This window comes from Candidatus Soleaferrea massiliensis AP7, from assembly GCF_000820765.1.
Lineage (GTDB): Bacteria > Bacillota > Clostridia > Oscillospirales > Ruminococcaceae > Soleaferrea > Soleaferrea massiliensis.
The window spans coordinates 270,383-291,746 of record NZ_CCYH01000029.1; the positions used below are offsets into that span (position 1 = coordinate 270,383).

Consider the following 21,364-nt stretch of genomic DNA (forward strand, 5'->3'; position numbering starts at 1 on the left):
TCTACGCGGCAACTTGCACATTTTTTCGATTTGGAAATCACAAAAATTATAACATTGTTTTTTCTTAGCGTCAATCAAACTATATCTTTTATATGAATTTTTATGATATGTTCCAGTTTTTCACGCATTTATTCGTTCATAAAACCCATCTAAATTTGAATGCTTTGTGAATCAAATTGACTGCCGCATGCTATGGTTTCTGCATATCCATCATGATGGGGAAACGTCTGACGATATGCAAAATGAAACCCATCATACTTCTGCGGAGTTCAAGGTCCGTCAAAATGAAACCGATCATTTTCCTGTGCAGTGCGGGATCGATCACACGAAATCTGCAATTGCGCAAAATGAGACGCATCCTAAAGGTCGGACGGCATGGTGTTGCCGCATAACCTTCTGGATGCGTCTTCATTCGAACCATCGGTACCTGCCAAAAGCGGACCTATCCAATCGATCGTTTCATCCGTTTGTCCTGTGAGAACCCTGCTGTGTCTCCCTATTGCGCTGCAGCCCTCCATAGCGCCGCAGGCAGGCTGCCGAGATGAATACCATGATGAACTCCGCGAGCGGGACAGCCAGCCAAACCCCGGTTACGCCCCAAATTCCCGGCAGCAGAAGCAACCCCGCCAGGACAAGGCCCAGCGTCCGCAAACATGACAGCACCGCGGACACCCTGCCGTTGGACAGGGCGGTCAGCATCGCCGAAGCATAGATGTTGAATCCGCAGAACAGGAAGCTGAAAGAAAAGATGGAAAAACCCTTTGCCGCGATGCGGTACACTTCGGAGCTTTTTTCCGCAAACAGTGCGGTGATCTGCGGGCCTCCCAGCCACGACACGAGGAAAACCAGCATGGAAATCGCCGCGATAAACCGCATGCTGATGCGAAACACCGTTCTTTGCCGCTCTGCATTGCCGCCGCCGTGGTTGTATCCTATAACAGGCGCTACGCCGATTCCATATCCCAGAAAGAGCGTATTCAGCAGAAACTGTGAATAGATCATAATCGTGACGGCCGCTACGCCGTCTTCGCCGAGCAGCCTCATCATGTTAAGGTTGAACAGGAAGGCCGTGACGGCGGCCGCAAGCTGTCCCACCATCTCCGATGAGCCGTTGGCACAGCTCTCCAGCAGCATCCTGAGATTCCAGCGCGGCTGCACGATGCAAAGCGTCCCCCTGCTTTTTGAGAAGAACAGGATTCCCGCCGCGGCCGGAATCAAATAGCTGATGCCGGTGCCGAGGGCGGCCCCGCGGATGCCCATCTGTAAAGGGACCATGAACAGGTAATCCAGCAAGATATTCGCCGTCCCGGCCAGAAAGCTCCATCCAAAGCCCAGCGCGGGCCTTCCCGCTGTCACAAACAGGTTCTGGAACAGCCCCTGCAGGATATTCGCCGGCAGGAACAGCAGCAGGATGCCCAGGTATTCCTTGCAGTAGGGAAACAGCGTATCGTCCGCCCCGAGGAAACCGATGAGCCGGTCGATCCACAGAAATCCGCATACCGTCAGCAGCACCCCCAAAGCCAGCCCCGCCAACAGCAGCAGCGTAAAATCCTGTTTTGCTTCGAGCCGCCTTCTCTGCCCCAGCTTGCGGGAGATGACGGCGTTCCCGCCGGCGGCCAGCATGGCGGACAGTCCCACCGTCAGATTGATGACCGGGCAGACAATGTTGAGCGACGCGAGCGCGTCGGTGTTCACAAAACGCGCGACAAACATGGTGTCCGCGACGGTGTACAGGCCCATAAAGAGCATCATCAGGATAGAGGGAGCCGCAAACCGCAGCAGTGAGGCGGCCCTGAAATCCTGTGACAGCGCATTGTCTGGGACAGCGGCTGCCCCCTTCCGCTCACCCATCGCCTTCACCCTGCCGCCCGATCCGGCGCGAGCGCTTTCTCACATGGAAAAGGATCGGCCGGCGCATGTCCCCCGTGCGGGCCGCGTACAGCAGTCTCCCATCGTGCTGCGTATGACAGGTTTCGCTGGCCGCGTCGGGGATGATAATCTCGTCAAATTGAATCCCCTTGGACATCCTCAGAGACGCGGCCGGTATCCCATCTGCAAACCGGGTGCTTGCGGGCGCGATCAGATGGACAGCCTGTTCCCCGGACAACAGGCTGCAAAGCTTTCGGGCATCACGCTCCGTTCTTGTGAGGATGCCAAGGGAGGCAGGTTCGTTCCGCCGGGACATATCGATTCGGGGCCGAATCCCCCCGACGGGCTTATCCCCTGCGCTGACCGCAAACGCGCCGGTTTGGCCGAGCTGCTTTAACACCAGTTCGTTCTGGAACATTTCATGCGGACCGATCTCCCCGCGGTTCTGCGCCATGCAGCGTTTGGCATCCATATACGCCCGGTCCATTCGGTCGACGCTTTCGTTTGCCTTCTTCCAGGCGTCCTTCAATCTGTCATTGATTATGGCAAGGCGGGCAATCTCATCCGGGAACGGAATGGCGGCATTCCCGCTGGAAACGGGCGCGCCGCGCATCCCGCTTTCCTGACATGGTTCCCTCAGCATCTGTGCGCATCCCCCTGCAGGATAAACCGCTGTGTGGGATATCCGAATTCAACCAGCAGCTCGGCTTCCGCGAAGCCCAGCTCCATGACCGCTCTGCGGTGTCCGGTATCGGCCTTATCCCCCGCCCGGTATGTCGTAATGCTGATCTCCCGCTTCTTCGTCAGCTCTTCCCTGATCTTTGCGATAAACGCTTTGGGAATTCCCGCGTTTCGGTAAAGCGGATGCGTCCCCATAAACTCGATGCTTCCGGTCCTGCACGAAAAAATCAGGACCCCAATTGCGGTGCGGCCATCCTTCAGGATAAACGCCTCCCGCTTATCGATACGGTCCTTCAGGACTTCGACGTACTCCTCCTCATACAGATGCGGAAAGCCGTCGATCACCAGCCGGACCAGCTCCATCCAGCAGGGGATGTCCGCCTGTGTCGCCGCCGTGATATCCCGCGCACACAGTTCCATATTTTGATGCATGCCACAGCTCCTTTCGAAATCGAATTTCAATTGCAGCGGGTAGAATTTTTCATTCTCCCGGTACCTGTTGGGAGGCTGCTTGTACATGGCTGTAAAAACATTCGTGAACGCCTGCTGGCTCTCATACCCCGCAGCCAGCGCAATATCCAGGATGGGCCTGTCGGAGAACACCAGCCATTTCGCGGCTTCGGTCAGCCTTCTGCGCTGGATATAATCATAGAGCGTCATCCCCACCGTATGGCGGAACATGCGGTGAAGGTGGTATTTGGAATAATGAACCGCATCCGCAACGGTCCCGAGATCCAGCTTTTCAGCCAGATGCGCTTCTATATAACCGATTGCCGACCTGATCTGTTCCATGCTGTTGTTGGACATTCACGTTCCCCCCTATTGAATCCATTATATCAGGAGCGTACAGCAGAGTTTTCATCATTCTTGCTGTTTTTCATACCGGTTTACTGCGGCTGAGGATACAGAAACAGCAATGGGTCAAAATTATAAACAAAATCCATAGCCGCCCCCAACCGCGCGGAGAACACTGTCGTGTTAATTTTCCCAGTCTCCCGCAGCTTTTCAGGCGGTTCGCTTCCTCATCTGATAAACTGCGCTTTTCTGAAACTGATGCCACAAACCGGCTGACCCGTCGTACAGCTTGCCGACCAGCTCCGGGGTTCTAACTCCTGTACATCTTGTTTTGTCGCCAGCCCTTTGTATTCAAACCCCGGCTCTATGCTTGAATCGCCTTTTTCGGCGCATCGTTTGTTCAGGATGTACGAAGCGGAACGGCTGCGTCATATTCGTCTTCATCACCTCATTGATGTGCTTGTACTTGTTATCTCCCCACTCCGTATGACCGCCATAATCTTCAGTTCCGCATCAAACAGTTCACCCCTCACATTTCAGCCCCTCTTATAGCCTGATGCGGTAAATCGTATTTAGAAGTCTACTACGCGGGCTCCAATATGTCAATCAAAAGCCTTCATATAAATATATCCAAAAAATCATTTCCTTCTTTGGCGGCGGCTCCGAACCGCTGGGCCGTGAGATGGAACAAGCCTACAGAGACAGGCTCACCGCGAATTTACACGCACAGAAAAATCGAATCAGCAATATTATGTGGTCTTTGAGAAGTGAAACAGCCGAAATCCCTGACAAAATGTTTGCAAAATCCATTCAGGATATGATTAACCATCGCGTCGAAATCTTCAACGAGCTGAATTTCACCAATACCAGTAAATATGAGATATCATGGACACTGATGCAGGACGGTGAGGCGATCGATACCGGTATCATTTCACCGGACGTCGCACCGGGTGAGCGCAAGACCGTCACCATCCCGTTCGTGATGCCGGAAACGCTGGCCAAAGACGGCGAATACTATTTAAACTTCTCTGTAAAAACCAAAGAGGCGGAAGACTTCTTGCCGGCAGGCTATGAAATCGCTCATGAACAGGTCCGGGTGCCTGCGGAGGTATCCCACATCGCGCCGGTCGACAGCAGCCAAACCGGAAATGTAAGCTATACAACCGACGGCGATGCCGTTACCGTATCCGGCGACCGTTTCAGCTTTGCATTTGATAAGAAAACAGGCGCAATCTCTTCCTATCAGTATGATGGAAACACCATCCTGACAAAAGGCCCTGTTCCAAACTATTGGCGCGCAGGAAATGACAACGATGTTGATTCCAACGGCAACCCAAGATCCAACAGTATCGATACCAAATGGAAAAATGCCAATAAAGGCATGACCGTCACAAGTGCTGTCAATGAAAAAGACAACACCGTGGTGATTACCGCAACAATGATCCTGCCAAACGCCAACAATTCGAAGCAGGTCATGGAATACACGGTTTACGGCACCGGTGAAATCAAGGTAAAAGCCGATTTAGAACCGGCAGCGGGACTGAACGGCATGCTGAAATACGGCGCGCAGCTGACAATGCCAAAGGGCTATGAAAAGATTACCTGGTATGGCAGAGGCGCTGCAGAAACCTATCAGGACCGCAAGCTGGGCGCACCTGTCGGCATATATGAGACGACGGTATCCGATTCCTATTTCTCGTTCATCCGTCCGCAGGATACAGGAAACCGCACGGATGTCCGCTATATCGCATTGGAAGACGCACAGAATCCGATCGGCCTGATGGTGGTCAGCGAAGACGTCATGGAAGCAAGCGCACTCCATTTCACCGTCGATGAGCTGAGCGGAAAGCGTCATACCTATCAGCTTCCGCAGACAGACCACACCATACTCAATATCGATCATCAGTCCAGAGGAACCGGCGGCGCGAGCTGCGGACCGGAAACCAGACCCGAGTACCAGATGCCCGGCAATCAAAACTACAGTTATACATACACGCTGATTCCTTATGAAACAGATAAGACTACAACCAGCGACATGACTGCTGTCAGCAAAGTATGGCGGGATGCAGAATCGATCCGCACAGAGGACATCAACAAGCGGGAAGCGGCAGCGACCGACAGGCTGATCGATGAAATTGGTATCCTCCTGTCCTACAGCCAGAAAAAGGACATTGAAGCTGCCCGTAAGGCTTATGACAAGCTGTCCAGCGCACAACAGGAATTGGTAACCTCTTTGGAAACGCTGGTGAAAGCCGAAGCGGAAATTGAATCCTTCAAAGGAGCAAAAGCTTATGTGAAGGATCAAAGCGGCAACTTCTCCGACGCGGAGATCACAGAGACCGCAAAAATCTTCAACGATCCGACCTCTCCGACCGGCTACGCCATGAAAGGCTACGTAGAAGTACCGGATGTAAATCTCGTCAACGCAAATCTGTCCGGCAGAGACAAGAGCTTTACTGTCGAAGTATGGGTCAATCCTTCTGAATTGACGGATGGCAATACGTTCATCGCCAAGGGCGACCATCAATTGAGCCTGAAGACCAACAAAGGCGGTATTGAATTCTTCATTTATGACAATGGCTGGAGAGTCGTCAATCCAACCAACATCGCCGGCTGGTCTGCCAATCAGTGGCACCATATTGTGGGCACCTATGACGGCAGCAGCCTCAGCCTGTATGTTAACGGCGTCTTAGCGGGACGGGAAACTTATAACAATATCAACATCAACGGCACGTCTATCCCTCTGGGAATCGGCGCCGCGGTGGATAATTCTCAGTACAGAATGCGGGGACGCATGGGTGCTGCGAATATCTTTAAGAAAGCATTGACTGCCGATGAAATTGCTGCGCGTTTCACAGCATACAACGATCAGACGCCTCTCTCCATTGGAGCAGATCATGCCGACACCTTGTTATGGTATGCATTCAGCGATGCCTACGCTGTGAAAGCACCGGCCGCTGAGCTATCCTCTATTGAAGTGATTCCTCCAGCAAAGACCGAATATCAAATCGGCGAGGCGTTTGATGCAACCGGTATGACCGTCACTGCCAAATACAGCGATGGCACCGAAGCTCTGTTAGGTGCAGACGCGTACACACTGACTGGTTTTGACGCTTCCTCTGCGGGTGAAAAGGTCATAACCGTATCTTATCAGGAAGGTGCCGTCACCAAGACAGCAACATTCAACATTACCGTTATTGGAGAAAATCCATCTGGAACACTTGAAAGCGATGTGTACGATATCGACGTTCAGAACGGATTGGTTCGTGATGTGTCTATCTCCACCACACTTGAAGCATTTGTACAGAACTTCAAAAACCCGGAACGTTCTATCACCGTACTCAATCGTGATGGCAACGAGGTACAGACAGGCCAGCTGATTGGTACCGGATATATCGTACAGCTCACGGGCAAAGACGGTGAAATTCTGCAGCAGATCTTGGTTGTTATCATGGGAGACAGCAACGGCGATGGCAACATGAATATTTACGATTTGTTGACCACAAAGATGCAGATTCTGGGACAAATTGATTTTGACATAGCGCAGCAAACCGCGGCAGATATGAACCATGATGGACGCATCAACATTTTTGACCTGCTCTACGCGAAGCTGGAAATCTTAAACCAAGGGGTATAACGTTAAACTGGTTTTTAATTACATGCATGTAATTAAAAAGATTGTGTAAAGCAGTCGACGAAAAAGTTAAACCACCAGTTCGACTGGCGATATATACCAGCCTTAAAAGAAATTCCTGCTTGTTTCTCAAGAGACACTGAAAAACTGTCATTGCATCACTGGCAGGTAACCTATGAACGGCACATTTTTCAGCGCTCGTTCTCTATCCGCAGCAAAAAAACTGCCATTTTCTCCGCTCTGCTGCGAAAAAGCGAATAAGCTATAAGCATTTTCATCCGCATCGGCATAGCCGGTGGTTTCTTTCACGCTAAAGCATAAAAGAAACCTCTGTTAAACCCGCCAGGTTTGACGGAGGTTTCTTTATTTGATATGTCTCCTCATGAAAAACATATCATTTCCGAAATATCTTGATGTGCAACAAACTGCTATATCAAGTAAATGATGTGAAAGAAGATGATTAAATTCTGCTCCGCGGAATCCACATCACAATGTCTTATGAGATGGGCATCTATATCACGTCATTCGCGTTAACTGGATCTGGTTATGTATCAGGGTCAAGCTGGTCTCGAACAAGATACTTCTGCTGGATTAAACCTGTATAAAGAAGATGGTCTGCATGATAAGGGGCGCTATTCGAAAGTGAATGCATTTAAATTGATAATCGGAATAAAAAGCTACTTGCTTTTTACACAATCTCAAAAAAGAAAATCCCAGCAGTCACAAGGAAAACTTTTTTATTGGTTTCTTTGACTGCTGGGATTTTGTTATAATCACGAAAACATGATAAAAACATCCAGTTCAAAATGGGTGTTTTTTGATATTTATATACAAATTATACACTATACTAATAAATTAATTCACTATTGTTATTTTTATGTATAAATAGTATTGATTATATTTCATGAAATTGGTATAATAAACATTACCAAATTTATTCACAGAAGGAGGAATCAAAGATTATATACCAAATATATGTTTTCATATGTTGGTATTTATCTGAAATGAGAAAAAAGATCAAATGAAAGAGAGGAAAGAAAATGAAATTTTTTAAAAGGACTTTAAGCGCTGTTATGGCAGCCGCAATCGCATTGACTCCTGTTTCCTGGGGCGCCTTCAGCGGTATGACCGCTTTAGCAACGGATTCTGAAGCAGCCCATATTGTCCAAATCCAGGACGACGGCACACGGAATGTGGATTTTAATGACAACTGGCAGTTCTGTCTCGCAACCAGGACACCGGAACTGGCAGGCGGAAATGGAGGAGCCGGTTTCAGAGATCACGGACTGAAGGATCCGGACGGGTTTGCAACGGCGGACATCATCAAGCCGGATTATGATGACAGCAGCTGGAGAACAGTAACTGTTCCGCATGATTTCAGCATCGAGGGTACCAAGGTTTCCAACGGAAGCAACTCACAGGCTTACATGCAGGGCGGTCTTGGATGGTATCGCAAAACATTTGTCATCCCGGAGTCCATGCAGTCGGAAAACAAACGGATCACCATCGATTTTGAGGGCGTCTATCAAAATTCCATCGTGTATTTAAACGGCAAGGAAATTGGCAATTATCCAAACGGCTATACCGGATTTGCTTACGACCTCACGGATTATCTGAATTACGGAGAGGATTATCCAAACGTTTTGGTGGTAAAGGTTCAGAATATGTCTCCATCCGGACGCTGGTACACCGGCAGCGGCATTGTGCGCCCGGTCCATCTGGTGATCACCGACCCGGTTCGCTTTACCAGAAACGGCATCAGCCTTGCGACACCAACTTTAAAGGAAACCTATGAACAAAATCAATCCGCGAAGCTGGAAGTAAACGCGAATGTATTTTCGAACGGAACCAACGGTACGATCTCCCTGAAAACATCCGTGATCGATGCACAGGGAAAGGTGGTTGCACAGAAAGAATCCGATGATCCCATCGAAACCAACCCCAACACCCTGGTTACCTTATCCAGCAGTGTGGATGTTCCCAACGTAAACCTGTGGTTCCCGTGGAACATCGGCGACCCATATCTTTACACTGTCAAAACGGAATTGTATTACAATCCAAACGGCGGTGAAGGCGTGGAGCTCGTCGATACAATCGAGACGCCATTCGGCTTCCGCTGGTTTGAAATGCAGGCCGCGGATGTGGAAGACCCGAACGCAGGCGGTTTGTACGTCAATGATGTCTATACCAAGATTCGCGGCGTAGACCTCCACCATGATTCCGGCGCGCTCGGCGCGGTCAGCTATAAAGACGCTTATGAACGCCAGTTCGATAAGCTGCATTCCATGGGCGTAAACGCGTACCGCACCTCCCACTGTCCCCCATCCAAACAGGTCATCGAGGTCTGCAGTGAAAAGGGCTTCATCGTCATGGAGGAAGCATACGACGGATGGGGCAAAGCGAAGGCCTCCTATGATTTCGGAAACTTCTTCCTTGAATCCGTTCCGGAAGGCTGGTCCGGACTGCTCGCAAACGGATTTTTGGCGCCGCCGACCCCCGCAACAAATTATACCGGCGCGGAATACACCTGGAGCGACTGGGTGATCCGTGAAATGGTATCCCGCGATAAAAATGAAGCGAGCGTCATGATGTGGTCTGTCGGCAATGAAATCCGCGGATGCGGAAGCCGGCCTTCCTGGTATGACGGAAGCAAATATGACGATCTCGGTGTCGGCGTCGGCGCAGGCACCATCAATGAATACACCGAAGCGGTCCGTCTCACCCGCGAAATCAAAACAATCGATACCAACAGGCTTGTCGCGATGGGCGGCGACCAGGAAAGGAATCCACCGGCCTTTAACTCCAGCCCTTGGGGATATATCAACCGTTATCTGGACGGCTACGGACTCAACTACAACACCGCGGCATCCGTAGATGTGCTGATGGAACGATATCCCACCACCTTCTTCTTCGAATCGGAATCTTCTTCCCAGACCTCCTCCCGCGGCGTCTATCTGGATCCGACCATCCTGAACACCGGCATCAACCAGACGCCGGGCAGACGCGGCGGCTCCAACTATGACAATGACTTTGCATCCTGGACCATGTCCAACGAATACGGCCTGAAAAAAGACCGCGACCGCAAGGCGTTTTCCGGACAGTTTATCTGGTCGGGCTTTGACTATCTCGGCGAGCCGACCCCGTACAGCGTTTATCCGGTCGGCGCGTCCTCCTTCGGATGCATCGACACCGCCGGCTTCCCGAAGGACTCCTATTACCTCTACCGCAGCCAGTGGACGGACGCGGAGACCAACCCGATGGTACATCTCCTCCCGACAAACTGGAACGACTGGCGTGAAGGCGAGATTGTCGACGTGTGGGTAAATTCCAATGTGCAGACAGCAGAGCTGTTCCTCAACGGCAAATCGCTTGGAACAAAAAGCTTTGATGTGAAAACGACCGCATACGGCATGGATTATTTTGAAACGTCAGAAAAGTTCCCGGATGACAAGACATGGAAGGACGACGCCAATCCAGGCGGCTACACCAGCCCGAACGCCATCATCAAGAAGGCGAGCGGAGACAGTGAAATCGCCGAAGGAAGCAATTTCGGCAGACTGCATCTGACCTGGAAGGTACCGTATGAGCCGGGCACACTGGAAGTAAAGGCCTATACCGATCCGAGCAAAAAGACACTGGTCGCCACGGATTCTGTCACGACCTCCGGCATGGCCTACACCGTGGAAACCGAAGCTACCAAACAGGTCATCAAAGCGGACGGCACCAGCTTATCCTATGTGGAATGCTCCGTTGTGGATGAAAACGGCAACTTTGTGCCGAACGCAAACAACCTGTTCAAATTTGATGTGACCGGCGGCGCGATTGTCGGCGTCGACAACGGCCAGCAGGAGAGCAATGAGCTGTACAAATGGGAGCACGTCGAGCGCAATTCCCATTCCGAAAGAAGCGCGTACATGGGCAAGGTGCTTGTGATCCTCCAGTCCAATAAGGACGAAGTGGGCGATATCAGCCTGACCATCAGCTCCGAAGGCTTAAAGCCCGCACAGATTAAAATTGCGGCGACCACTACGGGCGAAGGCGAAGCGCCGAAGCAGAACGATTCCCATTCTGTGATCACTTCTATTGACAGAACACAGGTCACCGTTCCAAAGGGAACCGTTCCGACCCTTCCGGGCATTGTTTCCGTAAACTGCAGCGATTCCGTGCTCGGCCGTTATTCTGTCAACAAACAGGTCGTCTGGGATGCCGTTTCCGCTGACGCCGTTTCCAGCACCGGCACCGTTACAGTAAAGGGAACGGTCGCCGGCACCGATCTGCAGGCAGCCGCCTACATCTATGTGGTGGATGGCGAGCAAAAAGCCGACATTGCCCGCAATACGGAGCTTGGAAAGAACAACCAGACCTTCCGCTTCTCCGACGTTGCACCGGACAGCCCGCTCAGAAACGGCGCGCTTGCAACCGCAACCTTTACCGGCGCGACCTCGGCCTATCCAAACAATATGCTCAACGGCACGGATGAAACATGGAGCAACAAGTACAGCCGCGGCGCATCCGTGCTGCTGCCGTCCTTTAACCAGTCAAGACCCTATGAATTCGTGGAGTTCTTCTGGGATGGAACCCGGGTATTCGATCAAATCCAGCTCAGCTTTATCACCGACAACACGCAGGCGATTCCTGAAACACTGAACGTTCAGTACTGGAACGGCTGCGCCTGGATCAACGCGCAGAACCAGAGCGTGACCAAGGCGGCGGCGTCCAACGAGCCGACCGTCATCGACTTCGCTCCGGTCACCGCGGCCAGAGTACGCGTAGGCCTTGAAAACGCGACCCCGTACACCTCCACCGGTAATATGACCATCTCCAACGCAAGCATTATGGGCTGGAACCTCGAAGGCCCGGACGCTCCAAGTGAAAGGGAACTCCTGCAGGATGAAATAGAAGGTGTGAAGGCTGTCTATGACGCGGGGCAGCAGAATTATACCGACGACAGCTGGAATGCCTTTAAAGGCGCCTACGAGTCCGCAGTCGGCATCCTGAACGCACCGGAATCCACCGACGCGAATTACATCAGCGCAAGAGAAGCGCTGGCCGCCGCTTATGCAGATCTTGCGGAAAAGCCTCCTGTCACGGTTGACACCGTCGCCGACGCATTGGTGATTGATCCCCCGGCCCCCGGCGCGGCACAGCTTGCCATGCCGGAAGTGCCGGAAGGCTTCGATGTCGCCATCTCGGCATCCAGCCGCCCGGATATCATCGATTTGACCGGCAAGATCATGCCTAAGAAGATCGATGTCGCGGTGGATGTCACCTTTGTTGTCACCAAGTCGGGCGAACAAGCCTACAAAACCATTCAAATTGTTGTTCCGGCAGCACCAGTCGTTGAAAATCCTCTGTATACGGATATTCTGACATACATGATCCAGCTTGGCGACAGATGTGAAGCGGAAACGGATTTCACCGACGTCATTCAGTCTGCCGTCGACTACTTTAACAACGCGCTGCGCACCGCGAAAGAGGTCATGCTCAAAGCGGAAATGACGCCGCCGCAGACAACGCAGGCTGAAATTGATCAGGCACAGTTGGATCTGCTTGAATCTATGCGGTATCTGGAATTCAAAGGAAACAAGAGGGATTTGAACAAGGCGATCGCCATAGCGGACGGCATTGACCTGAACGATTATCTTGCAGTCGGACAGGACGCATTCAAAAAAGCATATGCGGAAGCTAAAAAAATCCAGGCCGATCCGAATGCGCTGAATGAATCCATCATCCCGGCGTGGAATGCGCTTATGGAGTCCATGTCCTATCTGAAACTCAAGCCAAATAAGGACGCACTGGACGATTTGATTAAGGCTGCTTCCAAATATGATCTGAGCCTGTATACCAAAGCCAGCGCGGCGAATTTTGTTCTGGCCCTTGACAACGCCAAAGCGGTGATGGAAAATGATCAGGCGACACAGCCTCAGGTAGATGAAGCGCAAAAGTCTCTGAAAAATGCAATGGATGCATTGGTTCCTGTCAGTGACGGTCCTGATGAAAGTACCGACACAAGCTCTGATGTAAGTTCAGACACCAGCTCTGACACGAGTTCCAATACAAGCTCTGACACCAGCTCAGGTACAAGCTCCAGCACACACTCCACGCCGAAAAAAGACAATGTAGGAACCGGGGATAAATTCCCAATGGCACTGTTCATCCTGATAAGCGCAATCGGCGGGCTGGGCGTCGTGTGCTTCAAGAAAAAAAGAGCACGCTGATTGATCCAGAGGAATATTGGATATTATGCGCTTTGAAAAGAATACCAAATAACAGATTGGAAACTTCCCGAACATAGAGAGAACCCCCTTTGGCATAGCCGGAGGGGGTTCAAGCTTTTGACACTTTATGGACAGGAGCGTCCCAGGCAAAATAAGATGCCGGTACTGAAAAACCTGAATATTCTGTTCATGGAATTTCGATCGGCCGTATTGCTGTCACACATATTTACCGGGGCAAAACAATTGTTTTGCCCCGGTAAATATGTTACAATACCATAAGTATACTGTACAACGTTCAGAAACGATTGATTTCTGCGCCGAGGAGAGATATCAACAAAATTGGAGATGCAAATGTTATGACAGACGATGGAACCATCTCAAGATTTGACAGGGCCAGTCACTATTATCAAACCGACTCGATTCCATACAGAAAAATTTCCGCCGACAGGGTCTCACAGCTCGTCGAACCCGCCTCCAACGATGTCATACTTGATATGGGCTGCGGAACAGGAACCCAACTGATCGAATTGGCGGGAAGGATCAAAAGAGGGATCGGAATTGATCTAAGCTCCGGAATGGTTCAGAGAGCCAATGATCTGTTGAAAAAATCCAAATGTTCCAATCTGGAATTTCATGTCGGAGATTTTTTGACCCCGGAAAGAACTGTTTCTCTTGATAAAATGAAAATCAACAAGATTATCAGCAACTATGCTTTACATCATTTAAGTCTGGCCGATAAAAAAAGAGCACTTGAAAAGATGCTTCGTATAACCGGCGATCATCTGGAGATGATTGTAATCGGTGATCTGATGTTCTTTGACGATCCCCGAAACTATACCGGCCAGTACGATCAAATCGGCTACGGTCCGGGAACCGATCTGCCGTCCTATGCCGATGAATTGGCCGATCTGTTTGACAGGAGCTGTTTTTCCGTCACATTGGACAGCATCCATCCTCTGGTCGGTGTATTAAAGGCGGTCAGAAAATTTTGAACCAACCGCAGCGCCATCCATCTGAGGCCATTTCTCAGCCTGTTTACGATGTCCGCAAACACCATGACCGAAGCAGCGCAACTTGATGGCAGAATGAATCCAGGCAAGCTGGAATCCCCCGGCAACGATGGTCAACCGCTTTTAAAAATGCTGAAAACACGCATGTTTAACGTAATGGGAGATGATAAACCTGAAAATCTATGTGGACGCGGACGCCTGCCCGGTTAAAGAACTGGTTGTGAAAGCGGCCAGAAGGAGGAAACTTCCGGTCGTGATGATCTGCGACACCGCGCATCGGATTCATGACGGGTACAGCACGGTCATCACGGTCGAAAAGGGCCGGGACAGCGCGGACCTCAAGCTTGCAAACCTGCTGACGGCCGGCGATGTGGTGGTCACGCAGGACTTTGGCGTTGCGGCGCTGGCGCTTGGCAAGCGGGCCGGCGCGATCAATCAAAATGGGCTTGTCTTTACACCAGATAACATTGACCGGCTGCTGTTCGAGCGGCATCTTGGACAGAAGGTACGGCGCGGCGGCGGGAAAACCGCATCCTCCCCCAAACGCACCAGAACCGATAACCAGGCGTTTGAACGCGCTTTTGACGCGCTGTTAGATTCCTGTATGCATGGAACGGACTGACCGCCCTCTTTCCCTATCCGCTCCGGTTTCAAAAGCGCACAAAAGATACCGCTCATGGATGGACACCGTGCGGCCTTTTTGTCGAACAGAAGGCCTGTAAGTGCCTGTTCTTCATCGATCCTGTCTGATACAGCAGAATATGCGCCGGATTTCAGGTAAACCGGAAAGAGGTATTCCAGTGATCACACGGCATCTTTCAAGAACATGCCTTCGGCAGTGCGGGCGCATCCGACCTGAGCCGGACATGGCGAAAACCGGACGGCTGCGGTTCCGGCTTTTTTATATTTTTTGATGTACCATTGGGTGCTTCAATATATGCGGACTGATAGCTGTCCGTTACGGGTAAGTTTTGAATATCGAAATAAGGGATGAATTACAACCATGGTAAAAAGACAGACTGTCGACAAAATGCGGCTGCTGCTCAGCGGCGCAGCGATTTTGGTGTTCGGCATCCTCCTGCTGTGGCGGCCCAAGGAAATTCTGGGCCTGCTGATCAATATTGTCGCGCTGGTCATGGTGATCAGCGGCACTTCACAATTTATCGGAATCTTTACCAAAAACGACCGCACCATCGGCAAGAAGACCAATATCGGCAGCGCGCTGTTCAGCTTCGCTTTAGGCGTCGTGCTGCTTCTGATCGCCGATGTTTTCCGGGAAATACCGTTCATCATTTTCCCGTATCTGGTCGCCGCCTACACGCTTTTCAACGGGCTGGTTAAGATCGTGAATTACCTGCTGTTCCGCAAAAATCAGGTCAAAAATCGGATCAACGATCTGCTGGACTGTTTATTGTTTCTGACCTTTACAGTGCTGATGCTCTTCTCCCCTCTCTTCAAGGAGGAAATCATCTATATCATCATCGGCATTTATTTCATCCTGTTTGGATGCAACTACATCATCGACTTTATCCGGGAAATCATTCCCGGTACCTATAAAAGCCGGCTGAAACGCAAGGTGCGCATCTCTCTGCCGGTGTTCCTGGCCGCCTTCATCCCGCAGCGGATGCTGTCCAAGGTCAACGACTACCTGACCGAGCATCCGCATGCGGGTAAGACGCTTGAAGAGTTTGAGGGATGCAAATCTGAAGAGGAACCGAATCTTGAGGTCTATGTCCATGTGACCGAAACAGGCGGCGGCGCAATGGGGCATGTCGACGTCGGTTTTAAGGGAAAGGTCATCTCTTATGGAAACTACGATGAAAGCTCCGCAACCTGGGCCTACGGCAAAGGCGACGGCGTCATGCTCTTTACCGAGCGGGAGAAATATCTGCCGTTCTGTGTCTCCCACAGCGGGGATACCATCTTCAGCTTCGGCCTGAAGCTGAGCGATGATCAGATTGACCGTGTACATAAACGCATCTCCGAAATCATGATGGAGACCATCCCGTGGGACTCCCCGTATGACGCCGACAAAAAGGCCGGCAAAGACGCCGGGAAGATCCAATACAAGGACTATGCAAGCTGTCTGGCGCAGGTGTCCGATACGGAGTTTTACAAGTTTAAACGCGGCAGATGGAAATCCTATTTTGTGCTGAGCACCAACTGCGTGCTGCTCGCCGACAACATCCTGAGCAGCGCGGGAACCGATATTTTAAAGATGAACGGCATTGTCACGCCGGGCGTGTACTACGACTATCTGGAGCATGAATTCGAACGTACCGACGGCGTCGTGATCACGCGCGCCATTTTCCGCCCGGAAAAGAAGGAGGCCGATGCGCCGTCTCCTCCGGAGTTCGGCAAGGGCAAGGGGAAAAAGAAGGGCAGATAGCCATCGGCTGAACCAGTCAGATTTCCAGCTGTCTTTCCGCATCACCGCAACGGCTTTTGCGAATGGGGATACTATCTTCCCTTCAACGGATGTATCCGGTAAAGACGGAACTGGAATTTATGTACCCGGATTTATCCTTATGCGTACTTTCAAAGCACACGTATTAAACTGACAATCATCTTTTTCCGGGCTTCAGGCTTGCCTCATATGGCGAAAGGCCTGTTTGTTTTCAGTCTTTTTCCTCAAATGATGAGGATCCAGCATAAAACACTCCTTTTTTCTGCATCCAGCCGGCATCAAGGGGTTGTATTTGTAAAAATGCCGCGTTACAATAGAGTATAACAAAGCTGAGAAATGAGGGATTTCCAATGAGCAATACGAATGAATCCATGGCAAAACGCATTAAGAAAACCATGGAAAACCTGCAGAAGAACAATATTTATGCCTGTTATATCCCCACAAAAGAGGATGTCGTCACGCAGGTGGCGGAATTTCTGAACGAAGGAGATACCGTCTCGGTCGGCGGATCGGAGAGCCTGTTTGTCTGCGGCGTGATCGATTACCTGCGCGAAGGCGGCTATCATTTTCTGGACCGCTATCAGGACGGTCTGACGCGCGAAGAGATTGAACAGATCTACCGGGATGCCTTTTCAGCTGACGCATATCTGTGCAGCAGCAACGCGGTCACCGAAAACGGCGAGCTGTATAATGTGGACGGCAACAGCAACCGCACCGCAGCCATCCTGTACGGGCCAAAATCCGTGATTATGGTCGTCGGCGTCAACAAGCTTGTAAAGGATCTTGCCGAAGCGGCAGAGCGCGTCAAAACCACTGCCGCGCCGCTGAACACCCAGCGCCTGGACTGCGATACCTATTGCAGAGCGCAGGGCAGGTGCATTGCGCTGACCCGTGGGGAATCGGAGATCACGGCCGGATGCAGCTCCGACCAGCGCATCTGCTGCAACTATGTGATCAGCGCCAAACAGCGGCATAAGAACCGCATCAAGGTCATTCTGGTTGGGGAACCTCTGGGATATTGATGTTTCGGCTCTCCCCTGTCGAATGGGGAGAGCTTTTTACATCCGCTGTGATGGTTTCGTGGACCGGCCGAAGCATCGTTGCTTCAGCTGAAGCATTGTTTTGCCGGAATCCGAATATCTCGGTTAAACCGTGCCGCAGCACAGCCAAAGACCTGCAACGGAATATGTTGTGGGGTGCGGCCGCAGATGAAGGCGCTCCTATTGGGCGTCCGTCTCCCCGCATCCGTACAAAGTCCACTCCGTATCAAGACAGCCATGATGCCATTTGGAATGCCGCCGGTTTGTGAAACCGATACCAATTACTGTATGGTGAAAGGACGTCTGCATGGAACATTACAATCTGATACGCTCGAATCGCAAAACCATCAGCATCCAGATCAATCGGGACGCTGATGTCATCGTGCGCGCGCCGAAACGGGCGCCTGCCGCTCTGATCGAGCGGTTCCTGCGGGAAAAGGAAGCCTGGATTGCAGAAAAGCGCACGGAGATGCTGCGGCTTAAACAGGCGCGTGAGGATTTTGACATCCGGCCGGGCGACAGCGTCCTGTATCTGGGCCGTCCGTATGAGGTTCAGCTCCACAGCGGCAGGGAAACCGTCTTTAATGGAAGCTGTTTTCTGATTCCACGGGATGCGTGCAATGTCAAAGCCGAACTGATCGCCTGTTACCGTCAGCTTGCGCTGCGGTATCTGTCCGAGCGCGCCGAACGGTTCGCACAGAGGATGGGGGTCTCTCCCGCTTCGGTCAGCATCACCGCGGCAAAGACGCGCTGGGGCTCCTGTTCTTCGAAAGGACGCATCCATTTCTCGTTCCTGCTGATCATGGCTCCGCCCGACGCTGTCGATTATGTCGTTGTCCACGAACTGGCGCATCTGCTTGAGATGAACCATTCCGCACGCTTCTGGAACATCGTCGCCGGAACGCTGCCGGACTATGCACAGCGCCGGCAGTCCCTGACAAAGCTTCAGGAGCTTCTGTCAGCGCAAAACTGGTCGGTTTCCAAATAAGGGATTCCCCGCCGCATCCGGGCAGGATGCGGCGCTTTTTATACCCAGGGGCTTATGGATGTCCGCGCCGTGTCAGGGATATAAGGAACCGCCTGTCCCAGGCAAGCATCAGCATCATCGGTTTCAAACGGATGCTTTGGATGCAAAAATTGCCCTGCACTGACAGTCTGTAAAATCTTTACGGATAAATTCGGTTATTTATACAGATTGTACGGCTGCCGGCACGATCTTCTCTGTTTTTCATTCAATTTGAATTGACGCGGACTGTTAGATCGTTTATAATGAACACAGTATCATTTTATCCATATTTTTTTCAAAATAAAGATGAAAAGGAGCATGAAAATGGCAACAAAAAAACGCTGGATTGCAATACTTTGTACATTCTCTCTGATTCTGTCAACCATCCTCCCCTGTTTTGCGTCCGCATCTGAAGAATCGGATGACCCGGTCAAAATCGCCTGCCTTGGTGACAGCATTACGATCGGGTTTGATCTGGCCGGCACCTCTTCGGCTTATCCCGCGCAGCTTCAGCGGATGCTCGGCCCCGAATACATTGTCGGCAACTTTGGCCGCAACAGCCTGACACTGCTGAAAAAGGGCGATCTTCCCTGTTGGAACAGCAGTGAATACCAGCAGAGCCTGCAGTTCGGAGCCGACATCGTGATCATCATGCTGGGCACCAACGACGTTAAGCCGGAAAACTGGTGGGCCAAGGATGAATACATCAGCAATTATCTGGAGCTGATTGACTCCTATCGCGCCGTCAATCCGGATGTGGAGGTCTATGTGGCCACCTCCCCCACTGTTCCCGGAAACGGAAGCTGGGGCATCACCGATCCACTGGTGACCGGAGAACTCGTCCCTCTGCAGAAGGAGGTCGCGGCTCTGAGCGGCGCGGCGTTGGTGGACATCAACGCGGTTACCAAGCCGACCGACGGACTGTTCAACAACGACAACGTGCATCCGAACGCGAAGGGCTACGAGCTGATTGCCAAAACCTTCTGTGACGCGTTGCCGAAGCGCACATCGCAGTATCAGGTGCTGGACCAGAAGGGCTTTTCGGCTGAAGCCAGCAGCTGGCAGAGCGACGACGAGGCCCCGTCCAAAGCCATCGACGGCGATCCCAACACCAAATGGCACACGCCGTGGAGCCCGGATTATCCGTACCCGCACACCTTCACGCTGAATCTGGGACAATCCTATGAATATGTTTCGCGCCTCTACTACCTGCCGCGTCAGGATACCAACGCCAACGGCATCATCACGAAATATGAGCTGTATGCCGGAGACAGTAAGGATGCGCTCCGCCTGATCGCATCCGGAACCTGGGCGGAAGATCATACTTTAAAGGTTTTGACCTTCGAACCGGTCAAGGCGCAGTATCTGATGATCAAGACGCTGGACGGCATGTCCTCCATCGCGGGCAGCACCTTCTCCAGCGCCGCGGAGATCAACGTAGCCGTCCTGCTGCCGACCGACAAAACCGCGCTTCTCAACGCTATCTCCGCACTTGAGACGGCCTATGCGTCGGCCAAAAATGTACCGCTTTCCTTTGAGATGGAAGACTGCACCGCCGATGCCAACGCGCTGTGTGCCAAAGAGGGCGCATCCCAGCGTGAAGTGGACGCCATGGTATCCCGCATTGACGCGCTGGTCACCCGTTCTGAAACCGAGCCTGAAAGTCCGATGGGCGACGCAGACGGAAACGGACAGATCAGTCTCCTTGACCTCATCTCGGTTAAGCTGCAGATTCTCGGCACCGGGGAGATGAATCCGGCGCAGCTTTATGTGAGCGACATGAACGCAGACGGTCAAATCAATATTTTTGACCTGCTGGCAATCAAACTATCCATCCTTAACGGACCCGCAGCTGCCTGATCAGCCAGACGGGCTCTGCCTTTCTTCGATGGAAGACCATAAAATTAAAAGGGACAGTTTCAGCATATATGCTGAAACTGTCCCTTTTATGTTTGGATAGCCCGCCGCCAGCACGTTTTGACATCGCCTTATGGGAGATCAACGGCTGTTTTCATATGTAATTTGTTCATGGCTCACAGGCAATCGGATGGCAAAACTCCAGAACACACCACTGAACCGGTTTTCGGGAGCGGTCAGCACACAGCATATATATGAACCGCATATCAATATTGCCGGGATTCTTTGTTCGCAAAGCAGGCAGCCTTTGCTGCATATCAAAAGCCGTTTCATGGGATTTTTCCTTTTGCCCGCGCATATAGATTCATCAGAACCTTTCCGTTCTCAAAACCATATCATATAAGTAGACAGTTCTACACATATACACAAACCCAAGATGGGAGACGATTTTATGTCTAACAAAAACGATTGTCGCAATGATTTTGAACCTGAGATGAATATTATACGCCCGCAGGACTCCCGCTGCAGAGATAACCGTTGCGCGCCGTGTCCGCCGCCCTGCCCGCCTCCATGCTGTCCTCCCTGCTGCACAGGCTCCGGCTCCATTGGTCCCACAGGCCCAACAGGGCCACAGGGAGAGCAGGGTCCCGCGGGACCTCAGGGTATTCAGGGACCGGCTGGACCGCAGGGTATTCAGGGTGAACCGGGTCCTACAGGACCTCAGGGAATCCAGGGGCCGGCTGGACTGCAGGGTATCCAGGGGGAACCAGGTCCTACAGGATCCCAGGGTATTCAAGGCCCGGCCGGTCCGCAGGGCGAACAGGGTGTTGCCGGCCCGCAGGGTGTA

11 protein-coding genes are annotated in these 21,364 nt (G+C 51.7%); 8 read left to right on the forward strand and 3 right to left on the reverse strand.

Going from position 1 to position 21,364, the window contains the following annotated elements:
• Positions 1-459 precede the first annotated feature (459 nt).
• From BN348_RS07730 to BN348_RS07740, 3 genes are read right to left on the reverse strand one after another with little or no spacing between them, the layout of a single operon-like run.
• Positions 460-1,851, reverse strand: a complete 1,392-nt coding sequence (locus tag BN348_RS07730) for an MATE family efflux transporter (protein ID WP_052446809.1) — start codon at positions 1,849-1,851, stop codon at positions 460-462.
• A complete protein-coding gene (locus BN348_RS07735) occupies positions 1,844-2,512 on the reverse strand; it encodes a hypothetical protein (RefSeq protein WP_040197254.1) in 669 nt (222 codons plus the stop codon). The genes BN348_RS07730 and BN348_RS07735 overlap by 8 nt, the downstream gene beginning before the upstream one ends.
• Positions 2,506-3,357 carry a helix-turn-helix domain-containing protein gene (locus BN348_RS07740; RefSeq protein WP_040197255.1) on the reverse strand — a complete coding sequence of 284 codons (852 nt, stop codon included), beginning with the start codon at positions 3,355-3,357 and terminating at the stop codon, positions 2,506-2,508. The genes BN348_RS07735 and BN348_RS07740 overlap by 7 nt, the downstream gene beginning before the upstream one ends.
• An 805-nt stretch (positions 3,358-4,162) precedes the next feature.
• Here BN348_RS07740 and BN348_RS07745 point away from each other — a divergent pair.
• The 8 genes from BN348_RS07745 (at position 4,163) to BN348_RS13200 (ending at position 20,520) form a co-directional block, all read left to right on the forward strand.
• Positions 4,163-6,982 carry a beta-galactosidase small subunit-related protein gene (locus BN348_RS07745; protein WP_197068310.1) on the forward strand — a complete coding sequence of 940 codons (2,820 nt, stop codon included), beginning with the start codon at positions 4,163-4,165 and terminating at the stop codon, positions 6,980-6,982.
• Between the two features lie 1,037 nt (positions 6,983-8,019).
• Positions 8,020-13,197 (forward strand): glycoside hydrolase family 2 TIM barrel-domain containing protein, encoded by a 5,178-nt coding sequence (locus tag BN348_RS13195; protein WP_082020859.1) that lies wholly within the window; start codon positions 8,020-8,022, stop codon positions 13,195-13,197.
• A gap of 305 nt (positions 13,198-13,502) precedes the next feature.
• Positions 13,503-14,189, forward strand: coding sequence for a class I SAM-dependent methyltransferase (locus BN348_RS07755; RefSeq protein WP_156136458.1), 687 nt, complete (start codon positions 13,503-13,505; stop codon positions 14,187-14,189).
• A gap of 190 nt (positions 14,190-14,379) precedes the next feature.
• Positions 14,380-14,829, forward strand: a complete 450-nt coding sequence (locus tag BN348_RS07760) for a YaiI/YqxD family protein (protein ID WP_040197296.1) — start codon at positions 14,380-14,382, stop codon at positions 14,827-14,829.
• Positions 14,830-15,210: 381 nt separating this feature from the next.
• Positions 15,211-16,596, forward strand: a complete 1,386-nt coding sequence (locus BN348_RS07765) for an HdeD family acid-resistance protein (protein ID WP_040197257.1) — start codon at positions 15,211-15,213, stop codon at positions 16,594-16,596.
• A 368-nt stretch (positions 16,597-16,964) separates the two neighbouring features.
• On the forward strand, positions 16,965-17,636 hold the full coding sequence (locus tag BN348_RS07770; RefSeq protein ID WP_040197259.1) for a lactate utilization protein: 672 nt from the start codon (positions 16,965-16,967) through the stop codon (positions 17,634-17,636).
• Positions 17,637-17,961: 325 nt separating this feature from the next.
• A complete protein-coding gene (locus tag BN348_RS07775) occupies positions 17,962-18,642 on the forward strand; it encodes a M48 family metallopeptidase (protein ID WP_052446812.1) in 681 nt (226 codons plus the stop codon).
• Positions 18,643-18,984: 342 nt separating this feature from the next.
• On the forward strand, positions 18,985-20,520 hold the full coding sequence (locus tag BN348_RS13200) for a GDSL-type esterase/lipase family protein (RefSeq protein ID WP_052446813.1): 1,536 nt from the start codon (positions 18,985-18,987) through the stop codon (positions 20,518-20,520).
• Positions 20,521-21,364: the final 844 nt, after the last annotated feature.

Coding starts and splice junctions, on each gene's coding strand:
- BN348_RS07730 (WP_052446809.1), bottom strand. CDS start 1,851: ATGGGTGAGCGGAAGGGGGCAGCCGCTGTCCCAGACAATGCGCTGTCA.
- BN348_RS07735 (WP_040197254.1), bottom strand. CDS start 2,512: ATGCTGAGGGAACCATGTCAGGAAAGCGGGATGCGCGGCGCGCCCGTT.
- BN348_RS07740 (WP_040197255.1), bottom strand. CDS start 3,357: ATGTCCAACAACAGCATGGAACAGATCAGGTCGGCAATCGGTTATATA.
- BN348_RS07745 (WP_197068310.1), top strand. CDS start 4,163: ATGATTAACCATCGCGTCGAAATCTTCAACGAGCTGAATTTCACCAAT.
- BN348_RS13195 (WP_082020859.1), top strand. CDS start 8,020: ATGAAATTTTTTAAAAGGACTTTAAGCGCTGTTATGGCAGCCGCAATC.
- BN348_RS07765 (WP_040197257.1), top strand. CDS start 15,211: ATGGTAAAAAGACAGACTGTCGACAAAATGCGGCTGCTGCTCAGCGGC.
- BN348_RS07770 (WP_040197259.1), top strand. CDS start 16,965: ATGAGCAATACGAATGAATCCATGGCAAAACGCATTAAGAAAACCATG.
- BN348_RS07775 (WP_052446812.1), top strand. CDS start 17,962: ATGGAACATTACAATCTGATACGCTCGAATCGCAAAACCATCAGCATC.
- BN348_RS13200 (WP_052446813.1), top strand. CDS start 18,985: ATGGCAACAAAAAAACGCTGGATTGCAATACTTTGTACATTCTCTCTG.